The 20,315-nt window shown below is 72.0% G+C and carries 17 protein-coding genes; 3 read left to right on the top strand and 14 right to left on the bottom strand.

All coding sequences use genetic code 11. From position 1 onward, the window contains the following. Positions 1-440: 440 nt before the first annotated feature. Positions 441-989, bottom strand: a complete 549-nt coding sequence (locus ACWCV9_RS00375) for a hypothetical protein (protein WP_450783346.1) — start codon at positions 987-989, stop codon at positions 441-443. A gap of 398 nt (positions 990-1,387) precedes the next feature. Between ACWCV9_RS00375 and ACWCV9_RS00370 the strand changes: the two genes are divergently transcribed. Continuing rightward, positions 1,388-2,521: a hypothetical protein gene (locus ACWCV9_RS00370; protein ID WP_450783345.1), complete on the top strand. Its 1,134-nt coding sequence runs from the start codon at positions 1,388-1,390 to the stop codon at positions 2,519-2,521. Between the two features lie 47 nt (positions 2,522-2,568). Here the strand turns inward: ACWCV9_RS00370 and ACWCV9_RS00365 are convergent, their stop codons facing one another. The 10 genes from ACWCV9_RS00365 to ACWCV9_RS00320 all read right to left on the bottom strand — a co-directional run bounded on the left by ACWCV9_RS00365 (position 2,569) and on the right by ACWCV9_RS00320 (position 15,436). Beyond that, positions 2,569-4,095, bottom strand: coding sequence for an FAD-dependent oxidoreductase (locus tag ACWCV9_RS00365; RefSeq protein ID WP_450783343.1), 1,527 nt, complete (start codon positions 4,093-4,095; stop codon positions 2,569-2,571). Continuing rightward, positions 4,092-5,426 carry an FAD-dependent oxidoreductase gene (locus tag ACWCV9_RS00360; RefSeq protein WP_450783341.1) on the bottom strand — a complete coding sequence of 445 codons (1,335 nt, stop codon included), beginning with the start codon at positions 5,424-5,426 and terminating at the stop codon, positions 4,092-4,094. The genes ACWCV9_RS00365 and ACWCV9_RS00360 overlap by 4 nt, the downstream gene beginning before the upstream one ends. Then, entirely contained in the window at positions 5,423-7,159 is a 1,737-nt protein-coding gene (locus ACWCV9_RS00355; protein WP_450783340.1) for a prenyltransferase/squalene oxidase repeat-containing protein, read from the bottom strand. Before ACWCV9_RS00355 ends, ACWCV9_RS00360 begins: the two co-directional genes overlap by 4 nt. Before the next feature lie 58 nt (positions 7,160-7,217). Further along, positions 7,218-8,279, bottom strand: a complete 1,062-nt coding sequence (locus ACWCV9_RS00350) for a polyprenyl synthetase family protein (RefSeq protein ID WP_450784207.1) — start codon at positions 8,277-8,279, stop codon at positions 7,218-7,220. Between the two features lie 157 nt (positions 8,280-8,436). Then, on the bottom strand, positions 8,437-9,507 hold the full coding sequence (locus tag ACWCV9_RS00345) for a prenyltransferase (protein WP_450783339.1): 1,071 nt from the start codon (positions 9,505-9,507) through the stop codon (positions 8,437-8,439). 3 nt (positions 9,508-9,510) lie between these two features. Then, complete coding sequence (locus ACWCV9_RS00340; RefSeq protein ID WP_450783337.1) at positions 9,511-10,737, bottom strand: acyltransferase family protein; 1,227 nt, start codon at positions 10,735-10,737, stop codon at positions 9,511-9,513. Between the two features lie 37 nt (positions 10,738-10,774). Then, the gene (gene hppD / locus ACWCV9_RS00335; protein ID WP_450783336.1) at positions 10,775-11,938 is read right to left on the bottom strand and encodes a 4-hydroxyphenylpyruvate dioxygenase; all 1,164 of its coding nucleotides are present in this window, start codon (positions 11,936-11,938) and stop codon (positions 10,775-10,777) included. An 824-nt stretch (positions 11,939-12,762) separates the two neighbouring features. Next, entirely contained in the window at positions 12,763-13,296 is a 534-nt protein-coding gene (locus ACWCV9_RS00330; RefSeq protein ID WP_450783335.1) for a kinase, read from the bottom strand. A 72-nt stretch (positions 13,297-13,368) separates the two neighbouring features. Continuing rightward, positions 13,369-14,049, bottom strand: a complete 681-nt coding sequence (locus ACWCV9_RS00325; RefSeq protein ID WP_450783334.1) for a hypothetical protein — start codon at positions 14,047-14,049, stop codon at positions 13,369-13,371. Between the two features lie 265 nt (positions 14,050-14,314). After that, positions 14,315-15,436: an FAD-dependent oxidoreductase gene (locus tag ACWCV9_RS00320; RefSeq protein ID WP_450783332.1), complete on the bottom strand. Its 1,122-nt coding sequence runs from the start codon at positions 15,434-15,436 to the stop codon at positions 14,315-14,317. Positions 15,437-15,745: 309 nt separating this feature from the next. Between ACWCV9_RS00320 and ACWCV9_RS00315 the strand changes: the two genes are divergently transcribed. After that, on the top strand, positions 15,746-16,366 hold the full coding sequence (locus ACWCV9_RS00315) for a hypothetical protein (RefSeq protein ID WP_450783330.1): 621 nt from the start codon (positions 15,746-15,748) through the stop codon (positions 16,364-16,366). Positions 16,367-16,561: 195 nt separating this feature from the next. Here the strand turns inward: ACWCV9_RS00315 and ACWCV9_RS00310 are convergent, their stop codons facing one another. Continuing rightward, the gene (locus tag ACWCV9_RS00310; protein WP_450783329.1) at positions 16,562-17,854 is read right to left on the bottom strand and encodes an MFS transporter; all 1,293 of its coding nucleotides are present in this window, start codon (positions 17,852-17,854) and stop codon (positions 16,562-16,564) included. A 69-nt stretch (positions 17,855-17,923) separates the two neighbouring features. Here ACWCV9_RS00310 and ACWCV9_RS00305 point away from each other — a divergent pair, with 69 nt between their 5' ends. Next, positions 17,924-18,472 carry a MarR family winged helix-turn-helix transcriptional regulator gene (locus ACWCV9_RS00305; RefSeq protein ID WP_385846927.1) on the top strand — a complete coding sequence of 183 codons (549 nt, stop codon included), beginning with the start codon at positions 17,924-17,926 and terminating at the stop codon, positions 18,470-18,472. A 202-nt stretch (positions 18,473-18,674) separates the two neighbouring features. Here the strand turns inward: ACWCV9_RS00305 and ACWCV9_RS00300 are convergent, their stop codons facing one another. Together ACWCV9_RS00300 and ACWCV9_RS00295 are read right to left on the bottom strand one after the other, a co-directional pair. Further along, complete coding sequence (locus ACWCV9_RS00300; protein ID WP_450783328.1) at positions 18,675-19,037, bottom strand: DUF1330 domain-containing protein; 363 nt, start codon at positions 19,035-19,037, stop codon at positions 18,675-18,677. Positions 19,038-19,661: 624 nt separating this feature from the next. After that, positions 19,662-20,246 (bottom strand): DinB family protein, encoded by a 585-nt coding sequence (locus tag ACWCV9_RS00295; protein ID WP_450783326.1) that lies wholly within the window; start codon positions 20,244-20,246, stop codon positions 19,662-19,664. Between the last annotated feature and the right edge of the window lie 69 nt (positions 20,247-20,315).

The following is a 20,315-nucleotide window of genomic DNA, read 5'->3' as shown; positions in this document are numbered from 1 at the left end:
CACTTTTCCTGCCAGTCGCTCGCTCCTCAATCTACGGAAGGTCCGGGTCCCCCGCCCGCCGAGCCCACTCGCAGCCCCTCCGCAAGGTGCCCGCATGCGTCCAGGAACCTCCCTCGCTGCTCGGGGGGGGCGAAGCGCTCACTCCGTACGTCGCCGGCGAGGCCCCGAGGCGCCCGGCGTCACTCATCCACAGCCCGGGGCTCGACCGACGGCGGTCCAGAGGGCGAGGCTGCGTACGCATCTTCCTTGCCGGGGGGCGCTTCCACTGTGCGGCCGTGGTCGCGCCCGCCGGCCGGGAGCGCGCCCTCATCCACGGCCCCCGACCACGGCCTGCCCGGCGACGGCCCCGCCGCCGCACACCCAGCAGCCCGGTATCCCGCTTCAGCACCACGTCGCACTTGGGGATCCGGTTCGCGTGGTCGCCGTCGGTCCGCGCGTCCTCAGTACAGCTTCACGTGAAGCTCAAGGGAGGGAAGGTGCGGATCGTTGGAGGATTCCCGGTCGACGGCGATGCTCACGGCGAACGTCTTGCCGAAGTCAAGGACACACACGGTCTTTCCGTCCAGGTTCCGGACGTCCTGGTCGAAGTTGCTGTCCCAGTTCTGGTTCCGGGCAGCGGCAATGCACTCATTGTCGTTGGCGGGGATAGAACCGACAAGGCCCTTTGTGTCTTCCGCGAAGTCGAGCGTGGACCAGGTGTCGTTGACGTCGTCACGGCAGGAGTTGCCCTTGTAGAGCATGAGGCGTTGGTCGTAAAGCTCGGCATCGCCAGGGGCGTCTCGGTCGCTGTCGGTGGTGACCACTTTCAGGTCTGGGGTGATCACCTCTTCTGTGCCAGTGCCATGTTTGGGATCCTTGCACCTCAGAGCAGGAACCTTGAGGGTCTTGATTCCCGGCACCGCTGGAAGGGCGGCAGTGGACGCTGATGCGCTGGGCTGCGGGTTCTTCGCATCGCTGCCTCCACCAGTGCAGGCGCAGAGTGCCAGCATGCACACAGCAGCGACGGGTAACAGCCTCCGCATTGGCCAACTCCTGAAGATTCGGTGGCACGGGCAACGAGAATTATCGTCGACATCAACGCCTCAGAAGCCGTTCTCGCCGATACACCCGAGCTCAGCGACGCCGAACTGGTCACCCTGACCGAGCGCCTCCCGCACCAGGGTTGAAGTCCGGTGCGTCCGGGTGTCCGAAGCCGAGTGCGTTCGTCCCGCCGGTCGGGCACCATGCACAGCGGTGTCGGCAGCCCGTGGGAGCTGGCGGGCAGTCATTCGGGAGGAGAGGCAAGGCAGTGAGGAAGAAGCGGGGGGACCGCGCCGAGATGGCGGCGGGCGGAGCAGCAAGTGGGGGCTTACGGCCCTCCGTACCGAGGCAGTCCCGGGTCCGGGGTGTGCTGCTCCTGGCCGCTGCTTGGCTGACGGGCCTTGTGGGATTGGGGTTTGCCCTGGCCGCGTTCAACCACTGGCAGGCCGCCCGGTTCCCGCCCAGGCTGGCCGCCTATGCGGTCGCGCTGCGTGCTCCCTGGTGGTACGCGACGGTCATTGCCGCGGGGGTGATCGTGGCCGGGACTGTGGCGCTCGGGGCCGTACGCGCTGTGGTGCTGCGATGTCCTCCGAGCGCCCAGGGTTTCAGTCGTCTGCGGCTCTTCCTGCCGGTCATGGCGTTCGACGCGGTCTACGGTGTGGGGAGGGACTCGCTGGTGCCCTGGTGGGACCTCGACCTCCTCGTTCCCCTCGTTGTGGTGTGTGCCCATACCCTGTTGTTCGGCGCGCGTCGTCTCGCCGTGCTCGGACGGCAGCATCTCGCGGAGATCATCCGGTCTCCGGGAGAACTCCGCAGGGACTCGTTCACCCTCTATTTGAGGTCCTTCGAGGACGACGTCGGGCGTACGGCCCTGGAGGAGAACCGGCATCCGGCCCCCGGGCCGGGCGCGGTGCTGTCGGACCTGCCTCTGTCTGCGCGGACCGAGGAGGAGCAACTGGCACAGGCACTGAAGCTGGTGGCACCGATGGTGGCCGTGGGCCGGCCGGGAGAGCGGCTTCCTCTGGTCGGTGCCCGGCGGTTGTATCTGCCGATCGACGACTGGCAGGACACCGTCCGGGACTTGATGGGGCGAGCGCGGCTCGTGGTGATGGCTGTGGGGCTGGGTCCCGGACTGCTGTGGGAGTTCAGGGAGGCGACACGGCTGCTGTCCGGAGAACGAGTCGTTCTCCTCGTCCCCGGTCGTGACGAGTACGAGACGTTCCGGGCCCAGGCGGCGGCGCCACCCGGGCACGACACAGTGCGGGCGGGGCAGGCGGGGGGTGCCTGGTCACCACCCGCCCTGCCGCCCTACCCAGACCGCGAACCTCCAGCCGACCTCACGTTGAAGGGCGCGGTGTACTTCGATGCCGACTGGAGCCCGCACTTCGTACTCTTCGGCGCAGGCCGCAGCCGGAACAGACCCGGCGGTGTGGTCCGATCGGCTGTGGAGGAAGGACTCAAGCCGGTACTCGACCGGTACCGCCCCGGCCGCCACCGGTGATACAGCCCGCACCGCGCCGTGTTGGACAAGAGCCTGGGAGGCGGCAATCAGCGGGCCTCCAGTTCGTGCGGGGTGGCGCGCCCGGGCGCGACGGGTGTGCCGGAGGGGGCGCGGCCGGGCCCGAGGGCCGCCGACTCGCTGGTGCTCAGCGGAGGTTCGGGAGGCGTGACGGGCGTCGGCGCCGGGCCGCGCAGCAGTGCGCGCAGCGCGCGCGGACGGGCGAGTTCGGTGGGCCGCCCTTCCAGGGTGCCCAGGCGGACGAGGGCGCCGAGCACGGCGTCCGCGTCGCCCCCGCCGCCGTCGGCGCGTACCGACACCGCCTGGAGCCGGTCGCCGAGCCGCGCGCGCAGCGCGTCGGCCCGAGTGGGCCGGGCTCCGGTGACGTTCGGGTACCGCACGTCCTCGCCGGTGGCCAGGCTCCAGGCGGCCCGGGTGCCGTGGAAGACGGCCCGCTGGACGTGGCCGGCGAGACCCCCGGCGTCCGGGCCGCGGCGTTCGAGCTCGCGGGCGAGCGCCAGCACGCCGGCCGCCGCGACGGACAGGCCGTGCCCGTACGCGGGGCTGGTGTGGGCGACGGCGTCCCCCAGCACCGCGAAGCCGTCCGGCCACCGACGGCACCGGTCGTAGCGGCGTCGGCGGTCGGCGGTGTTGCCGTAACGGCGCACCCGGTCGAGCGGGCGGCAGAGCGGCAGCAGGTCGGCGATCAGCGGGTGCGGCAGGGCCGCGGCGAAGGCGTGGAACTCGCGCTCGTCGCGCGGGACTCGCGCCCCGCGGGTGGCGGAGAGGGTGATCAGCCAGCGGCCGTCCTCGATCGGGAAGATGACGCCCGCCCGCCCGGGGCCGGCGCCCGGGCCCGATCCGATCGACACCGAGGGGAAGCCGGCGGCGGCGTCGGGCGCGCGCACCAGCAGCGTCGCGTAGACCAGGCCGCAGTCCACGCGCTCCTCGGGGGCTTCGGGCAGGCCGAGCCCGGTGAGCCAGTGCGCGGCCCGGGAGCCGCGCCCGGTGGCGTCGACCACCAGGTCCGCGGTGAGCTCGTGGCCGTCCGGCCACGCGTCGCCGCGCACCCGTGCTCCGGTCACCCGCCGGGCGGTCCCGCGCAGCCCCTCGGCCCGCACGCCCTGGACGAGTTCGATCGCGGGGTCGGCGAGGACCCGGCTGCGGACGATCCAGTCCAGCAGGTCGCGGCTGAGACACCAGCCGTGGGAGGCCTCGCCGATCCTGGGCAGCCAGCCGTGCGGGGTGAGTGCCACCAGGTCGGTGGGCAGGGCGAGACGGCGGGCGCCCGAGGCGGCGAGCGTTTCGGTGAAGCCGGGCAGCAGCGTCTCCAGGCTCGCCGCGCCCGCGGCCATCAGCAGGTGCCCGTGGCGGGCCTGGGGCAGGCCCGCCCGGGGCGCCGGGCCGGCCGGCAGCCGGTCCCGGTCGACCACGACGACGCGCTGCGCGTGCCGGGCGAGCACCGAGGCGGTCAGCATGCCGGTGAAGCCCGCGCCCAGCACGACGGCGCGGCGGAGCACGGGGCGCCCCGCCCGGTCCGCCCCTCGGTCCACGCGTCGGCCCACAGGTCGGTTCATCGCTCGGTCCCTCCGTCCCCGTCGGTCGCTGCCCCGGTCACGCCCCAGTCCGGCACGCGCCGGGCACGCGGGTCCGGCAGGCCCAGCTGATGCAGCCGGTCCAGTGCGGTGAACGGGCGGATCCCGAGCCCCGCCATGTTGTAGGTGGCCTGGAACCGAAGCCTCGGGTTCCTGTCCATGCGCCGCAGCACCCTCCGCCCGATCGCCTGGCCGGGCCGGGAGAGCTGAGTGATCATCCGGGTCGCGTCGTGGCTCATCCGGTCCATGTGCCGCACCCAGCCGGAACGTTCCGTCCGGTACGCCGCCAGTGCCAGGTCGGCGGCGGGGGCGGACGGGCAGGTGGCGAAGCCCCGCTCGGACAGCCGCCGGGCCAGGGCCTCCGCGTCGGCGATGGCGGTGTTCATGCCCTGGGCCGCCATCGGGTGGACGCAGTGCGCCGCCTCGCCGACCAGGGCGAGCCCGGGCGCGGCCAGCGCCGATGCGGTGAACCGCCACAGGTTGAGCAGCTGCCGGCTGCCGAGGCTCTCCCGCAGCCGCTCCCCGAGCGGGCGCAGCGCGGGTGTGCCGGCGAGCAGCTCGCGGGACCAGCGTTCCAGCTGCTCCGGACCCGCGCCGCGCAGCGCGTCGGGGCGCACCTGGGCGTAGAGCCGCATCCGCGCGCCGGGCAGCGGATACGCGAGCCGCAACCCCTGGTCGGTGACGTAGCTCGTCACCTCGGGTACGGCGGCCGGGACGCCGCCGATGTCGAAGGAGACCAGCCGGTGCGGGTACTCGGTGGAGGCCGTGGCGATGCCCGCCGCGCGGCGCAGCCCGGAGGAGCGGCCGTCGGCGGCCACCACCAGGGGCGCGTTCAGCTCCCGCACCCGCCCCTGCCAGGAGACGCGGACGCCGGACACCCGCCGCCCCTCCCACACCGGCGCCTCGGCCCGGGCGCCCGTCCAGGTCTCGACACGCTCCCCCAGCGACTCCCGCAGGGCCGCCAGGATCTCCGGGTAGTCGAGCGAGAACAGCACGCGGTCGGCGCCGGGGATCGTCCGGTAGTCGAAGAGCAGGAGGCGCCGGCCGTCCGCGTCGCGGATCATCAGCCGGCCGAGCGGGACGGCGCCGCGGCGCAGCAGCAGCGGCAGCACGCCCCAGTCGCGCAGGATCCGCACCGAACTCGGCTGAAGCACCTCGCCCTTGGCGATCGGCGCAGGCACCCGCTGCTTCTCCAGCAGGAGCACCCGCAGGCCGGCGAGGTCCAGGGCGCGGGCGGTGGCCAGACCGGCCACGCCGGCTCCGCAGACGATCACGTCCCAGGACGGCGGCGCAGCGCCCGGCGCCGGGTTCATCGCGCCTCCCCTCGCCCGGCGCAGGCCGCCAGCGCGGAGAGTGCCAGGCCCTGGGCCATCAGGAAGTCGCTGTAGTGGACGTGGCCGCGGATGTACACGCAGGTCCGGCCGGGTTCCCAGCTGCCGTCCGGCCGTTGGTGCTCCACCAGCCAGTCGGCGCCGCGCAGGGCCCGGTCCCGTTCGCCGCAGGCCGCGAGTGCCAGGACCGCGCGGCCGGTCTCGTCTGCTGTTCCGGGCTCCCGCGGGTCGCCGGTGGACCAGGATCCGTCCGGGAGCTGGGCCCGGCGCAGGCAGTCGGCGGCGCGCCGGGCCACCGGGCTCCCGGTGCGGCCGAGCGCCGCGAGCAACCGGAGCACGGCGGCGGTGGCCGGGACCACGCCCCGGTGCCACAGGGCGAGGAAGCCGCCGTCCGGGCGCTGGCGGCGGACCAGCCAGCGCAGTCCGCGCGCCAGTCGGGGGTCGCTCAGGGGCACGCCGGCCTCGACGAGGACCAGCAGTGCCTTCGCGGTGATGTACGGGCACGGTCCGTCCAGCGGGACCAGGGTGTCCCGCACGAAGGTGCTCCACGAGCCGCGCCGGTCCTGCCGTGCGCGCAGCCATGCCAGGCCCTCGCGCAGTGCGGGGGCGTCTCGGTCGCCCTGGAGCAGGACCTCGAGCACGGCGAGCGAGTCGAGGACGTTCGGCCAGCCCTTGTGGCCGGACCAGGTCCAACCGCCGGGCGGGCAGTCGTAGAGGGGGAAGGGGGTGGTCTGGCGGCAGCCGGCCAGCCAGTCCCTGGCCCGCCTGAGCCTCGGGTCCTCGCGCAGGCCGACCGCGCCGAGCGCCGCGGCCGCGAAGGCCGGGCCGGTGACCTCGACCCTGGCCTTCTCCATCCCGTGGATCATGCACCAGGAGCCGTCGGGCTGGACGGTGGTCCGCAGGTAGTCGAGTCCGGCGGCGACCAGCCCGCGTCCGGCGGGCGGCAGGGTGGAGCCGGTGCCGGCCAGGGCCGTGACGACCAGGCCGGTGAGCCAGGGGTCGCCGCCGTAGGAGCCGACGCCGCCCTCCTGGCGCTGCACCTCGCCCAGCAGCCGGACGGCCGCGGGGCGCGCGGCGGCGAGCGCGCCGCGGGCGAGCGGTCCGGGAGCGCCGAGGCGTGACTGGAGCAGGGCCAGGGCGACGAAGGGGGGTGTCAGGTACGACAGCACCCTGCGGCGCAGCGGGGCGGGCAGCAGCGCCAGCTCGACCGGGACGCGGCGCAGCCGGGTGGCGTCGCCGTGGCCGGCCAGGGCCAGCACGAGCGTGCACAACTGCCGTACGGTGCGGTCCTCCACGGCCTCGACGCCGCCGGCGGCGCGCAGCCGGGAGAGGGCGGCCGACACGGCCTCGGCGGCCTCGGCGCGCCCGTCGGTGCCGGCCCGGGGTATCAGGGTGAGGGCGGCCGTCGCCATGCAGGTGGCCACGGTGTCCGAGGGGAAGCCTTCGAGGGTGCCCCAGCCGCCGTCGGGGTTGCGCACCTTGAGCAGCCAGTCGCAGCCGCGTTGCGCCAGGGCGCGGTCCGCCCCGGTGCCCGCGAGGTGCAGGGCGAGGGCGGCGCCCGCGGTGCCGGAAACGGCGGCGGGGCGGGGGTTGGTCCAGGAGCCGTTGGGCAGCTGGGTGGTGAGGAGGAGGCCGGTGCTCGCGGCGATCGCTTTCTCGAGCCGGGCCTTGCGGTCGGGGTCCTCGTGCGGGTGCTCGTTCGGGTGGGTGGTCATCGGCGCTCCGACGGGGTGGTGTGGTGGCCGGACTCGGGGTGAGGGGGGCGGCGGCGCGTCATGCCACGCGGGCGACGAAGGAGTCGGCGAGCGCGGTGTACTGCGCCCGGACGGGGGCGGGCATCGGCACCAGGTCGAGGCTGGAGTGCGCCCTGGCCAGGGCCAGTTGGGCCTCGCGTTCGCAGGCCCGCCGGCCGCCGCACTCCTCGATCAGGTCGGCGGCCGCCAGCAGCGCTGCCTCGGCGTCGTCGCCGCCCGGGGAGTCGCTGTCGGCCAGCAGGGATTCCAGGCGGTGGGCGGCGCTCTCGGAGGCGGCCAGCGCGGCGACCACGGGCAGGCTCTTCTTGCGCTCACGCAGGTCGCCGCGCACGGGCTTGCCGGTGACGGCCGGGTCGCCCCAGATGCCCAGGATGTCGTCGACGCACTGGAAGGCGAGGCCCAGCTGGCCGGCTGCTTCGGCCAGGGCGTCGACCAGCGGCTCGTCGGCTCCGCCGAGCACGGCGCCCATCGCGCTCGCGCCGGCCAGCAGGGCGCCGGTCTTGGCCATCGCCATGGCCCGGTACTCGACGACGGTCACCGCGCCGGGGCCGGTCCAGGGGCGGGCGGTGAACTGGATGTCGTGCGCCTGGCCGGCCACCAGTTCACGCAGGGCCACCGCGAGATGGCCGGCCGCGGCGGGACCGAGCCGACCGCCGCGGGCGAGCAGCAGGTCGAAGGCCAGGACCTGAAGCGCGTCGCCCGCCAGGATCGCTCCGCTGACGCCGAACTCCTTCCAGGCCGTGGGGCGTCGGCGGCGGGCCTCGTCACCGTCCATGATGTCGTCGTGGATCAGGCTGAAGTTGTGGATCAGCTCGACCGCCGCCGCGCCGGGCAGCGCGTCCTCGGCCCGTCCTCCGACGGCTTCGGCGGCCAGTACGGCGAGGGCGGGCCGTACGGCCTTGCCCGGGTCGGCGTTCGCCGGCGAACCGTCGGCGCGGCACCAGCCGAGGTGGTAGGAGCTGATCCGGGCGGTCCAGGGCTCCAGCAGGGCGACCGCCTCGCGCAGCAACGGTTCGGTGAGCGCCCGGGCCCGCCCCGTGGTGAGGACGGCCAGCGAGTGCGGGGACGGGGCAGGGGTGATCGTCGTCATGGCGGACCTTCCCGGTCGCGGTGGTCGGCTTGGCGTGGCAGGGCGGGGGAGCGGGCCGGGAACCCGGCCCGGCGGCCCGGCGGCGCGGGCGGGTCGGATGTGGTCGGCCGGGTTCGCGCCGGGCGTTGGTGGATGTGGCCGGCTGGATTCACGCCGGGCGACGGCGGACGTTGCCGCGGACGGCGCCGGCCAGCCAGACCAGGAAGGCGGCGAGGGTGACGCCGTAGACGGCCAGCCAGCCGCCGGGTACCGCGCGGCCGCCGGCCAGGGCGCCGCCCAGCAGGCCGAGCGTGATCGCGCAGGCGGTGAGCGGCATGTGCATGGAGGCCCAGAACGTCACGGCGTTCGCCTCCCCGGGCCGGCGCAGCGCGCCGGTGAGCAGCCGGCGGGCGACCCAGAGCGCGACCGGTGCGGTCGCGACGGTCGCGAGCGCGCAGGTCGGCGCAACGACGCCGAGCCCGGCGAGCGTCAGCATCCCGGCGAGGACGACGAGCTGGCCGCCGAGGTAGAGGCGGATCAGGGCCGGCCCGTCGAGGGCGACCGCGAGGGTGTGCTTGCCGGTCTGCCGGTCGCCCTCGATGTCGGCGAGGTTCATCACCGACATCCGCAGGAACTGGAGCGCGCAGACCACACCGGCGTAGCCCAGGTCCGCCCCGGTCACCGAACCCGACTGCACGGCGCAAGCGAGCAGCGGCCCGAGGCCGTACAACACCAGCGCACAGGCCGTCTCGCCGAGCGCGTGGTAGTTCAGCCGCAACGGAGGGGCCGTGTAGAACCAGGAGAGCGAGGCGATCGCGACCGCCATGACCCGGGTGCCGGTCGTCGGCATGACGGCGATCAGGGCGATCGAGACGAAGAGCAGCACGAAGGCCGCGGAGAGGCTGACCACGGGACGCAGCAGGCCGCTCACCAGCACCCGGCTGCCGCCGGTCCAGGAGGTCGGCGCGCCGTTGGCCCGGTCGGCCTCGAGGTCGAAGTACTCGTTGCAGTAGTGCGTCATCAGATGGGTGCACCAGGCGAAGGCCAGGGTGAGGGCGAACCACCCGGGCCGGAAGGCGTGGCCGTCGTGCACCGACATGCTGACGCCGAGGCCGACCACCATCATGCTCTGGACGAGGAACTTGGGACGGCCCAGCCGGACGAGGGCGCGCACGCGCTCGGCGCGCGGCAGGGCGGGCGCGGCGGCGGTGGCCGGTACGGCGCTTCCTGTGCGGTTCACGGGTCAGCTCCCTTCGCTGTGGGGCAGCGGGACGGCGGCGCGGTGTGGCCCGTCGAGAGGGGCGGGCGGGTTCGACGGGGCCGGCGGGGCCGGTGGGCGCGGCCGGGCGAACCGGCGCATCGCGGGGAGTTCGACGTACCGGTGGAGCAGGCGGGCCGCGAGCAGGGAGAGGGCGAGGAACAGCACGGTCGCGGCCAGGGCGACGGGGGTGGACCAGCGGCCGCCGCCGAGGGCCCAATGGACAGCCATGATCACGGGCCAGTGCACCACGTAGAAGGCGAACGACTCCTCGCCCAGCCGTACCAGCGCCGGGCGGCGCAGCCAGGACCGGCGGCCGGCACGGTCCGCGGCGGCCGCCGAGAGGATCAGGGCGCACACGGGCACGATCGTCGCGGCGGCCGGCAGGAAGGAGAACGGCAGCGTGGCCAGCGCCGTGCCCAGGGCGAGCACCAGCGCCACCGCGCAGAGCGCGGCGCGCGGCGAGACGCCCCGGCCGGCCCGGACGATCCGTGCCAGCAGCATGCCGAGGACGAACTCCGGCAGCCGGCCGAGCGGGAAGAAATAGGGGATCCAGAACTGCCACTGGGAGACCCCGACCTCCGGGACGGTGCGGCCGCCGTGCAGCAGCGAGGCCGTCAGGGCCACCAGCCACACCGCCAGCACCGCTGCACCGGCCGCCGGCCACAGCCGCTCCGGGCGCAGCCGCCGCAGCCGGGACAGCAGGAAGGGGAAGAGCAGGTAGCAGAAGGCCTCGACGGCCAGCGACCAGGTGACGATGTTCAGTCCGGCGGTGAACCCGGGGTCGGGCAGCCACGCGTGCAGGAGCAACAGGTTGGCCAGCGCGGGCAGCCAGGGGAAGCCGCCGCCCGGCCCGCCCGTCACCGCGGAACCGGTCGCCAGGACGAACACCAGGAGCAGCACCCACACCACCAGGTGGTTGGGATAGACCTTGGCGGCCCGGCGCCGCCAGAACGCGCTGACGGGCTCGCCGTCGCGGGCGGACCAGGTGAGCACGAATCCGCTCAGGACGAAGAACACCGAGACGCCCACCATGCCCAGTGGAAGCACGGCCTTGACGGCCTGCTGGGCCCGGTCGTCCCGGAAGACCTTCGCCACATACCAGGCGTGGGTGAGGAACACCCCGAGCGCGCAGAGGAACCGCAGCCCGGTGAGGGACGGGAACCGGTCCAGCCGCTGCCCCGCTTGACTCTCCGACTGTTCGTCGAGCACGAGTTCTCCCTTCGAGGTCGTTGTTTGCCGCGGCGGCTCAGAGATTGCCGCGGCGTTCCTGCTCACGCTCGATGGCCTCGAACAGGGCCTTGAAGTTGCCCTTGCCGAAGCCCTGGGAGCCATGGCGCTCGATGAGTTCGAAGAACACCGTCGGCCGGTCCTGCACGGGTCTGGTGAAGATCTGCAACAGGTAGCCGTCCTCGTCGCGGTCGGCGAGGATCCCGCACGCGCGCAGCTCGTCGACGGCGACCCTGGTCTCGCCGACCCAGGAGCCGAGCGCGTCGTAGTAGCTGTCGGGGGTGTCCAGGAACTCGACTCCCCGGGCGCGCAGCTCGCGCACGGCGGTGACGATGTCCCCGGTCGCCAGGGCGATGTGCTGGACGCCCGGCCCGCCGTAGAACTCCAGGTACTCGTCGATCTGGGACTTCCTGCGGGAGGCGGCCGGCTCGTTGAGCGGGAACTTGACGACGCGTCCGCCGTCGGCGACGACCTTGGACATCAGCGCGGAGTACTCGGTGGCGATGTCGTCGCCGATGAACTCCCGCATGGTGGTGAAGCCCAGCACCCGCTGGTAGAAGGCCACCCAGTCGTCCATCCGGCCCAGCTCGACGTTGCCCACGCAGTGGTCGATCCCCGTCAGCAGCGGTCGCGTGGGAGCGGGCAGCAGCGGTGCGCGGTGCACGTAGCCCGGCAGGTAGGGGCCGTCGTAGCCGGTCCGCTCGACGAAGCTGTGCCGGGTGTCGCCGTACGCGGCGATCGCGGCGGTGCGCACGGTGCCGTGCTCGTCGGCCGCCTCGCGCGGCGCGAGCAGGCTGGTCGCGCCCCGGGCCACCGCGAGGTCATGGGCGTGGCGGGCGTCCGGAACGGCGAGCGCCACGTCGACCACGCCGTCGCCGTGGCGGGCGACATGGTCGGCGAGGAAGGCGGCCTCCTCGCCGACCGCACGGACCACCGAGGTGAGGACGAAGCGGATGCCCCCGGAGACCAGGACGTAGGACGCCGTCTCGGGGCAGCCGGTCTCCGGGCCACGGTAGGCGACCAGCCGCATGCCGAACGCGGCGGAGTAGTAGTGCGCGGCCTGCCGGGCGTTGCCGACCGCGAACTCGACCGCGTCGATGCCCAGGATCGGAAACTCCCCGGCGGGCGGGAGCCTTTCGGCCGGGTGTGCCGGGGCGGTGGAGGGCAGCAGGAGATCTGTCATCGGGTTCCCTTCGAGGAGAGCCCCGGCTCCGGCCCCGGCGCGCGGGGGCGGGGGAGCGGGGCAGGGGTGACCGGAGCGCTTGCCGGGCGGACCGGCTGCCTGGCAGGCGGGCGCGGCTCGTGGCGCTGGGGGGCGACAGTGATGCGCATGACGGGGGTGCGCATGACGGTGGGGCGCACGACAGTGGTGCGCATGACGGTGATGTGTACGGCGGTGAGGCGTACGGCGCTCGGGTGTGCGACGGCGGGGCGCGCGTCGGCCAGGCGTCCGTGGGAGCCGGACCGGCGAGGTGGATGCGGCGCGGGTGCGGGAGGGTTCCGCCGGAGCGCTACTGTGCGGCGACGGGGGTCAGGCAGGGCAGGCCGGGGTGACCCGGCGTTCACCGGCGCCGGTGAACGGCCTCGCGTGGTGAGCCTGCGAGTCCGTCAGAAGTTCCTCGTGCCGGAATTCACGAGTCCGCTCCCGCCGGGCCGCTCGGCGCGGAAGGCGTGTCGAATGCTCACGGGCCGCGACAGCCAGCGGTGGTGGAACACCTATGGCATCGATGACGCCCGCAAATCCCTTCAAAGGGCTCCCCCATGACGTCTCTTCCCTTCACCGGAACATACGGGTCGACCGGGTGCAGCTGCTGCTGTGGCAGCTGGGTCGGCCGACCGTGACCTGACGCCTCCAGGCTCGTCTGGGTCGCTTGGCGAAGTCCCGTTTCCCACACAGATCCACACACCCTCGACGACTTGGGCCCGGGTACGGCGCAGCAGGCTTTCCCGCCATGGCCAGACATGGCCGTTACGACACGTAGGGGCACCTCTGGCGCAGGTGCCGGGTCAGCGGTCCACGGCGGGCAGGTGGACCAGGCCGGTGTCGTTCATGATGCGGTCGACCGTCTCGTGCAGAGCACTGTCGGCTCCGATGACGGTCTCGATGCCGCCGGGCAGGAGATCGCGCTCCCGGTACCAGTCGCGCAGCTGGGTCTCGTTGACGTCGTCGGCGATCGGCTTGGTGGCGTGCCGGGTGAGGGTTTCGGCGAACGGCACGTCCAGGTAGTAGCCGTGGGTGGAGCCGCGGTGGTCGGCGCGCAGTCGGGCGAGCATGTCGCCGTAGCGGTCGGAGTAGAGGATGCCTTCGATCACGACGTGGAATCCGGCGTCCAGGGCGTAGCGGGCGGTCAGGTCGATCAGGCCGATGTTCGCGGCGCCGGGCCGGTCGCGTTCGCGGAGCACGACGCGGCGGAGGTTGTCCTGGGCGACCAGGGCCAGGCCGCGGCCGAACCGCTCGCGCAGACCGGCGGCAACGGACGACTTCCCTGAGGCGCTGTTGCCGCGCAGAACGACCAGCCGGGTATCTTCGCTGCCCACCATCACGGCGGTCACGTTACCGATGGCCGAGAAGGTTCTCCGGAGCCGGCCGGCCTCCGCAGGGGCGCGGCTGCGCTAGAACGCGACAGCCGACAGGTCGCCGGCGACTTCGACGGCCTGGTACCCGTAGGTATCCGCGGCGTCGACGCGCAGCATGAGACAGAATCGATCGAGGGAGTCGATCTCCCTGGTGAGACGCTTGTAGTCGTGCTTGAGCAGGTGTACCGCCGCACGGTTGGCGATCGCCGACTGCCCCATGATCATGAGCACCGGCTGTGCGGACTGGGAAGGGGTGAACTTCGCGACCAGCGCATGGTCCGTGCGACCGTACTTGTGGAGGAAGCGCTCATCACCGACGGTGAAGTCACCACGTTGATTGACCTTCACACCGGGCAGATGCCTCGCCAGGTACTCGACGTTGCGTCGGTTCGACCCCAGGCCACCGATACTCAGTTCGGTGCGATCCCCATTGAGCTCCGGTGCTTCTGCGGCAACGAGAGAGAACGCACACCCTGACTCCTCGGCGAGCATCGCAAGTTCGATGATCGCGTAGACGTCACCATGCTCGGTAACGGTGGGCATCTGCCAGTGGCTGTTCAGGATGATGACGCACGGTACGCCGGGCCGCAGGCCAAGGAGTGCCTGCTTCTGGTGCAGGATGCGAGCGGCGCTCACACGCTTCCAGGCCCAGACGGACCCGCCGCTGACCACGCTCGTGATCAGCCCGATCACGACATTCAGCACTGCATCCGACACGGAACCCCCGCCCTTGTCGTGGCAACACGATCTGATAGTCGGTGTGCAGCCTACTGATGATCTCCGTGCCGGGATGGTCCTTGAGCCAGGCCGCGAACGCCTCGGAGGTGGGGTCGGCAGCACGTCCACGACCGGCCTACGGTGGCCCGGGGTTGTTGAATGACGCCGGTCCTTGAAGGGACCGAGGATCGCCCTGCGGACCGTACGGCCTCGCAGGGCGATCCTCAGAAAGCGACAGCTATTCGACGATCCAGGCCGGAGTGGCTCATTGGCCCTTCTCGGCGAAAATCTTGATCAGGCCCTGGGCTGTGTTGTCGGCGGAGTCGATCCCGGGCATCTCGTCGGTGTTGGTCTCGGCGCTGCGGCGGAACATGGCCTGCTCGTACTCCGTGAGCGCCGTCTCGATCTCGTCGGGATGCGCGGCGAGGGCCGTGCCGAGTTCGGCGCCGTCGAGCATGGCCAGGTTGGCGCCCTCGCCGTTGGGAGCCGCGAGGTGGGCGGCGTCGCCGAGCAGGGTCACCCCTGGAACCCGGTCCCACCGGTGCCCGGTCGGCAGAGCATAGAGGGGGCGCAGGACCGGCGCGACGTCGCTGTCGGTGATCAGCGCGGTGAGCTCCGGCGCCCAGCCGTCGAATTCCTGCGCGATCCGTGCGGTGGCCGTGGCGGCAACGGCGAAATCGATGGCGGCGAACCAGTCCTGAGGCTTGGACAGCCCCACGTAGCCGTGCAGGGTGTCGTCCTTCTCCCGGTGAGCGAAGATCTCCTGGCCCGGTGAAGGAGCGATCAGCATCCCGCCGCCGACCGCTTTCGCGGCGGCCGGGTGCCGTGTACCAGCGTCGTAGAGGTAGGTCTCGACGACCGATTTGCCGATGTACTCGGGTATGGCGGTGGACAGCAGCGGCCGGACCCGTGACCACGCGCCGTCCGCGCCGACCAGCAGGCTGGTGACGACGGTGCCGCCGGCGGCGAAGGTCACCTCGTGGCGCCCCTTGCCGAGCGCACGGGTCCGGCTGACCTTGTGCCCCCACTGCACGGTGCCTGCCGGGAGCGAGTCGAGCAGGATCTGTCGCAGATCGCCGCGCTGCACCTCAGGGCGCCCGCCGGTGCCGTCGTCCGGTTGGTCGAACAGGACGGTCCCGTCCCGGTCGAGGACCCGCAGAGCCTGACGGCCCTCCAGAACGATGGCGTGGAACTCGTCCATCAACCCGGCTGCCTTGAGTGCGAGCTGCCCGTTGTAGTCGTGGATGTCGAGCAGTCCGCCCTGCGCGCGGGCCGAGGGGGAGGACTCCGCCTCGTAGACCGTGACGGGGATCCCGTGGACGTGCAGGACGCGGGCCAGCGTGAGTCCGCCGAGTCCGGCACCGATGATCGTGACTGCTGTGTGCATGGTGGTTCCTTCCGGATCGGGCCGCCCGGTGAGCTCCGGTCGGCCGCTTCTGGAAAGGTGCCAGCCCCCGCCGACGAGCCACCGATATCCGACCGACAGCCCGCCGACACTGCTCCGACATGGCACCGACACCACAGATCAGCTGGTGTCAGGCCAGACAGGTCCCCCTGATTGAGCCCGCAACCAAGCGAGCGACACGTTCCGGGCCGTCATCCACAGCGGCTGGTGACCGGGGCTGGTTGGTCGAATGCGCGCACGAGGCGGCGGCTTCGCATGAGGGCATGTTTCAAAAGCGTCGGCCGGCCGCCGATGATCGCCCGCTACGAGGTCATCGCATGCTCTGACGCGCCAAGACGCACCAGTGTTACCTTCCGACCGGGGATCGAACGCAGGTTGCTGGGCACGGGGGCTGGGGTGGCTTTGCTGGAAGCGCTGATCACGACCGTTACTGGAGCGGCCTCGGCGACCGTCGGAGTGCTGGTGGGCGGGATCGTCACCAGACGGGGCCAGGACCATCAGTGGTCGCGGGATCAGCAGCTGGTGGCTTACCAAGAACTCCTGAGCCACTACGCCAAGTTCACAATGGTGATCAAGCGAGCACACGCCGACCATCGCGGCTGGGACTACGACTGGGCCGAGTGGAGCGCCGTACTGACGCGGGTCAGCTTGATCGCTCCCGCAGAGGTTGCGGGAGAGGTCGACAGCTTTGGGCAGTCGGTCGACCGCTTCTTGGACCGCGTCGCGCGGGAGGTCGATCCGGTCCGTACGCCACTCGGCGAAGAGGCGTTCCGGGAGGCCAGCGCGGAGGTAGCTCAGGCGCAGGTGCGACTGGTCAATGCGATGCGGCGGTCGCTGGGAGGTGGACGGAAGGCGCTGACCTTCTGGATCGGAGGGTCGCACTCCGGCCCAGCAAGTGGCGGACCGCGGTAGCGATCACAGCCGGTAGCCGCGGTGGGCTCGGGACCCGTAGGCCTTGTCGGCCCGGACCCGGTCCGGTCGACAGCGCGGCCTGCACGGCAGTTGCCCCATCACCCTCATCGGCGCCCCGCCGTGGCCATCAGGATGGGCACGACGACAGCCAGTCAGGCAACGGCGCGGGCCGAGACCGGGTCTCCATTCCTCCGGCTACCTGCTGTCCGCTGCCCTGGAGCCGGCCTCCGACTGACCCTGGCCCGGCGCGGCCACAGGTTCGCGCCGGGCATCGCCCCGTGCCGTGACCGGCTCCGGGTCCTCCCATGCCTCGGGCAGCAGCAGCACGGCCAGGTTCGCCGCTGCCACCAGCACCGCACCTGCCAGCAGCGGTGCCGAGGTGCCGACGAGGGTGGCAACCGGAACAGCCACGGCCAGGCCCAACGGGCGGGCGGCAAACGAGATCAGCGAGTCGAAGGAGCCTACGCGCCCGAGCACCTCCTGCGGGATGCGGCGTTGGATGGCGGTCTCCCACAGCGGGCTGAGCACCCCTAGACCGAACATCGCCACGAAGTACGCAGACGCCGCCCAGGCCAGCGCCAGTTCCAGCCCGAAGGCCGCCAGCGGCAGCGCGAAGACGGCCGCGCCCACGGCCACGCCGACGAGCGGGCGGCGGATCGGCAGCCGTCCTGCGGCAAAGGCGCCGACCAGCATGCCGACGGTCCCCAGCTGGGCCACCAGGACCCACGCGCCGTCACCACCCATGCTCCGGACGGCGATCAGCGGTCCCAGGGTGAGCAGGAAGCCGGCCGCCAGATGCCAGACGCCATGGCCCAGCACATTGGTGAGGAACCAGCGGTGGCGCCGGGTCTCGGTCCAGCCTTCGCGCAACTGCGCCCGGAACCCCGCGTGTCCGCCGTCGGTCGGCCCGGTGACCCGGCGGGTGTGCAGGCCGCCCAGGGTGGTCGCAGAGCCGATGAAGAGCGCGCCGGTCAGGAGCGAGGACCAGCCGGCGCCGAGCATCAGCATCATGCCGCCCGCAGTAGCAGGGCCGGCGGTCTGGGCCAGGCCGGTGGCGACGTCCAGCCGCGAGTTCAGCCGCAGCCGCTGGTCGGCGTCGACGGTCGCCGCGACCAGGGTGCGGACCGCTGGGGTGCCGAAGGCGACCGCGGCGCCGGTGACCGCGGCGAGCACGGCGAGGTCGGACACCCGGACCAGGCCGCAGAGCAGCTCCGCGCCGATCACGGTCTGTGCCGCGCCCCTGAGGAGATCGGCAGCGAGCACGACCCGCTGTGGCGGGAAGCGGTCCGCCAGCACGCCGGCGACCGGCAGCAGCACCAGCATGGGCAGCAGTTCGCATGCCAGCACCAGCCCCAAGTCCCCTGCCGACCCCGTCGAGCCTGCGGCGTGTCCTCGGAGCAGCGCGAGCGTGAGCGTGGTGGGTATCAGCGCGGTGGCCAGCGCCGCGCAGGTACGGCCGACCAGCAGTCGGCGCATGGGTTGCGTCATGGGCTCAGAGTATTTCGTCAGCTAATCATTTGGCAACGAAATATAAGTTGGCGTAGCATACTGAAAGGCATGGACACCGAGAGTCGGGGCCGGGAGCGGCCCGCAGAACCCGCAGAAGGGGACGACTCCGTCGACGTGCACCTTGCACGCTGGCGCGGCAAGGCCCCGTTCGACGCGCGGGTGGAGGGGATCATCACCCGCATTCAGCTCCTGGCCAAGCACGTCGGCCAAGCCAAAGACCGCGCCCTGGCCGAGGTCGGCCTACAGGAGTTCGAGTTCGCCACGCTGCACCGGCTCGTCGCGCGCGAGGCCCCGGGGCGGGCCACCCCCTCCGAGCTGGCGGCCGAACTCATGCTGTCCCCTGCCGGCATGACAGGCCGCCTGGACACCCTGGAACAGTCAGGGCTGGTGCGGCGTGTGCGCAGCAGCCAGGACCGCCGCCGGGTGGACGTGGAGCTGACCGAGGCGGGGCGCGCCCGCTGGCTGGCCGCGATGGAGCTGCGCGGGCAGGCGGAGGACTCGATGGTCGCCCCGCTCGACCCGGCAGAGCAGGACGCACTCAGCGCCCTGCTCAAGCGGATGCTGATCCAGGCGGAGGCGGACAGCCGCCACCGGTGAACCCCGAGTCGCGCGTTCGACCGGCACCCCACAAGAGCGGATTGAAAACAGCGACTGAGGGGAGGGCCGGGCGGTTGCCAGGCCACGGATCCCCGGGTTCCTCCTGCCGGATCCGCGACACAGCGTGGTCGGCGTGCCGGGTCGAGGCGATAGGCCGCGTCGAACGCGCTCCCCTCGTACTCCTTGAGCTCGGCGAAGGAGACTATGCGGATCGCTGCTCCCTCTGCTCGGCCTCGGCGCGGAGCTTGGCGGCCCGCTCGGCCGGGTGGTAGTCCGGTCCGACGCCCTCGATCAGCAGCAGATCGCCCTCGATGTGATCGGTACGCAGCCGCAGGATGTCTCGGTAGGCGGGCGAGTCGTACCAGGCACGCGCCTCGGTCAGGCTGGGGAACTCGATCAGCACCATGGTGCCGGGCCATGTGCCCTCCACCACCTCGGCCGGCGTACCGTGGATGAGGAAGCGGCCTGCGAAGGGGTCGAGGGTGGCCTGGATGCGCTCCAGATACTCGAGGATGTCGGCGTGATGGCGGCGGCTACGGAGATGGGCGAAGCCATAAGCGGACATGGTCGGGCTCCTTCGTTCCGTTCGTCCTAGGGCGGGGCCCCGACCAGAACGTAGACGGGGGCGAGGAAAGAAGGCGATTACCTCGCAGGTAATGGCCGCTGTCTGGGATAAAGGCTGGCGGGTGACCGGACTGCGGGGATGCCGGCGATGAGCGGCCGGCTTGAGGGCGAGACTGTCGTGCCTGTTCGCACCTGACCGGCGACGGCGAGCGGGCTCCCTGGGCATCGGACAGCACGTGCAGCTTGCTGCCTTTCTTGCCGCGAGCGACCGGGTTCGGACCCGTCAGAGATCCCCCCTTTGGCGCGAACGGAGGCCACGTCGACAATCGCCGAGGTCCAGAACACCTAGCCTCGGGCTCCGAGTTCGTCCAGCACCGCCCGATGCAGCCGGCGCCCCAGGCTGACCCCGGTCCATACCATGAAGCGGCGATGCGCGGTGGCGGAGGACATGCCGAACGTCTGCGGCAGATGCTGAGCGGTCCCGCCACCCTTGTGGTCGAGCCGTGAACGTCGGCAGTAACGGGGCGACCAGCTCCCAGAGCTCATCAGGAGCCAGCCGCTTCGACAATCAGCACTCCCGGTCGGCATCATGCCGCTCGAACATCACGTCACGTGGCACAGCCTTCTATGCCTTGACCGATGCGGCCGATCGGGCGGCCTGCTCGATCTTCGCGCAGTAGGCGTCGCGGGCTTCCTGATCGATCTGCATCTCGTGTTCGGGCCGCATCCCGGTTCGGCCATCGACGCCTTCGCGCAGGATGTCGGCGTGCCCGGCATGCCGGTTGGTCTCGCCCAGGAGGTGGACCAGGATGGCGAACAGGTTCGTGTTGGGATAAGGGTCCGGCCACCACGGCACGTGGCCGGGGGCCTCGAGGGGAAGCTCATTGATCGTCGCGTCTGAGTGTTCCCATGTGCGCCGGTAGAACTCGACGATCTGATCGCGGGTCTCGTCCGCAGTCGCCCACAGATCGCTGCCGTCATGGTCCTGCCACCGAGGCAGCGGTTCCGGGGAAGGACGGTCGAAGACCTCGCCGAAGTACCTGGCCTCGACGCTGGCCATGTGTTTGACCAGGCCGAGGAGGTTGGTCCCGGTCGCTGTCAACGGCCGGCGGGCGTCGTATTCTGACAAGCCGTCAAGCTTCCAGAGCAGCGCCTTGCGGTCCCGCCGCAGTCTCCCGTGCAGGCTGTCCTTGGCGAATTCATCGATCATGCGGCATGAGCCTGCCATGGACTACTCGCGGCCTCAAGATCCCGTACGTGGATGGTGGCTGCGGCGGCC

This window comes from Streptomyces sp. NPDC001606 (genome assembly GCF_053596835.1).
The sequence above is the reverse complement of the archived record's forward strand: the minus strand, read 5'-3'. Positions and strand labels throughout refer to the sequence as shown.

Bases quoted from the DNA above. Each gene is read 5' to 3' on its own strand.
- ACWCV9_RS00375 (WP_450783346.1), bottom strand. From the start codon at position 989: ATGCTGGCACTCTGCGCCTGCACTGGTGGAGGCAGCGATGCGAAGAAC.
- ACWCV9_RS00365 (WP_450783343.1), bottom strand. From the start codon at position 4,095: ATGAACCGACCTGTGGGCCGACGCGTGGACCGAGGGGCGGACCGGGCG.
- ACWCV9_RS00360 (WP_450783341.1), bottom strand. From the start codon at position 5,426: ATGAACCCGGCGCCGGGCGCTGCGCCGCCGTCCTGGGACGTGATCGTC.
- ACWCV9_RS00355 (WP_450783340.1), bottom strand. From the start codon at position 7,159: ATGACCACCCACCCGAACGAGCACCCGCACGAGGACCCCGACCGCAAG.
- hppD (WP_450783336.1), bottom strand. From the start codon at position 11,938: ATGACAGATCTCCTGCTGCCCTCCACCGCCCCGGCACACCCGGCCGAA.
- ACWCV9_RS00330 (WP_450783335.1), bottom strand. From the start codon at position 13,296: ATGGTGGGCAGCGAAGATACCCGGCTGGTCGTTCTGCGCGGCAACAGC.
- ACWCV9_RS00320 (WP_450783332.1), bottom strand. From the start codon at position 15,436: ATGCACACAGCAGTCACGATCATCGGTGCCGGACTCGGCGGACTCACG.
- ACWCV9_RS00315 (WP_450783330.1), top strand. From the start codon at position 15,746: ATGATCGCCCGCTACGAGGTCATCGCATGCTCTGACGCGCCAAGACGC.
- ACWCV9_RS00310 (WP_450783329.1), bottom strand. From the start codon at position 17,854: ATGACGCAACCCATGCGCCGACTGCTGGTCGGCCGTACCTGCGCGGCG.
- ACWCV9_RS00305 (WP_385846927.1), top strand. From the start codon at position 17,924: ATGGACACCGAGAGTCGGGGCCGGGAGCGGCCCGCAGAACCCGCAGAA.
- ACWCV9_RS00300 (WP_450783328.1), bottom strand. From the start codon at position 19,037: ATGTCCGCTTATGGCTTCGCCCATCTCCGTAGCCGCCGCCATCACGCC.
- ACWCV9_RS00295 (WP_450783326.1), bottom strand. From the start codon at position 20,246: ATGATCGATGAATTCGCCAAGGACAGCCTGCACGGGAGACTGCGGCGG.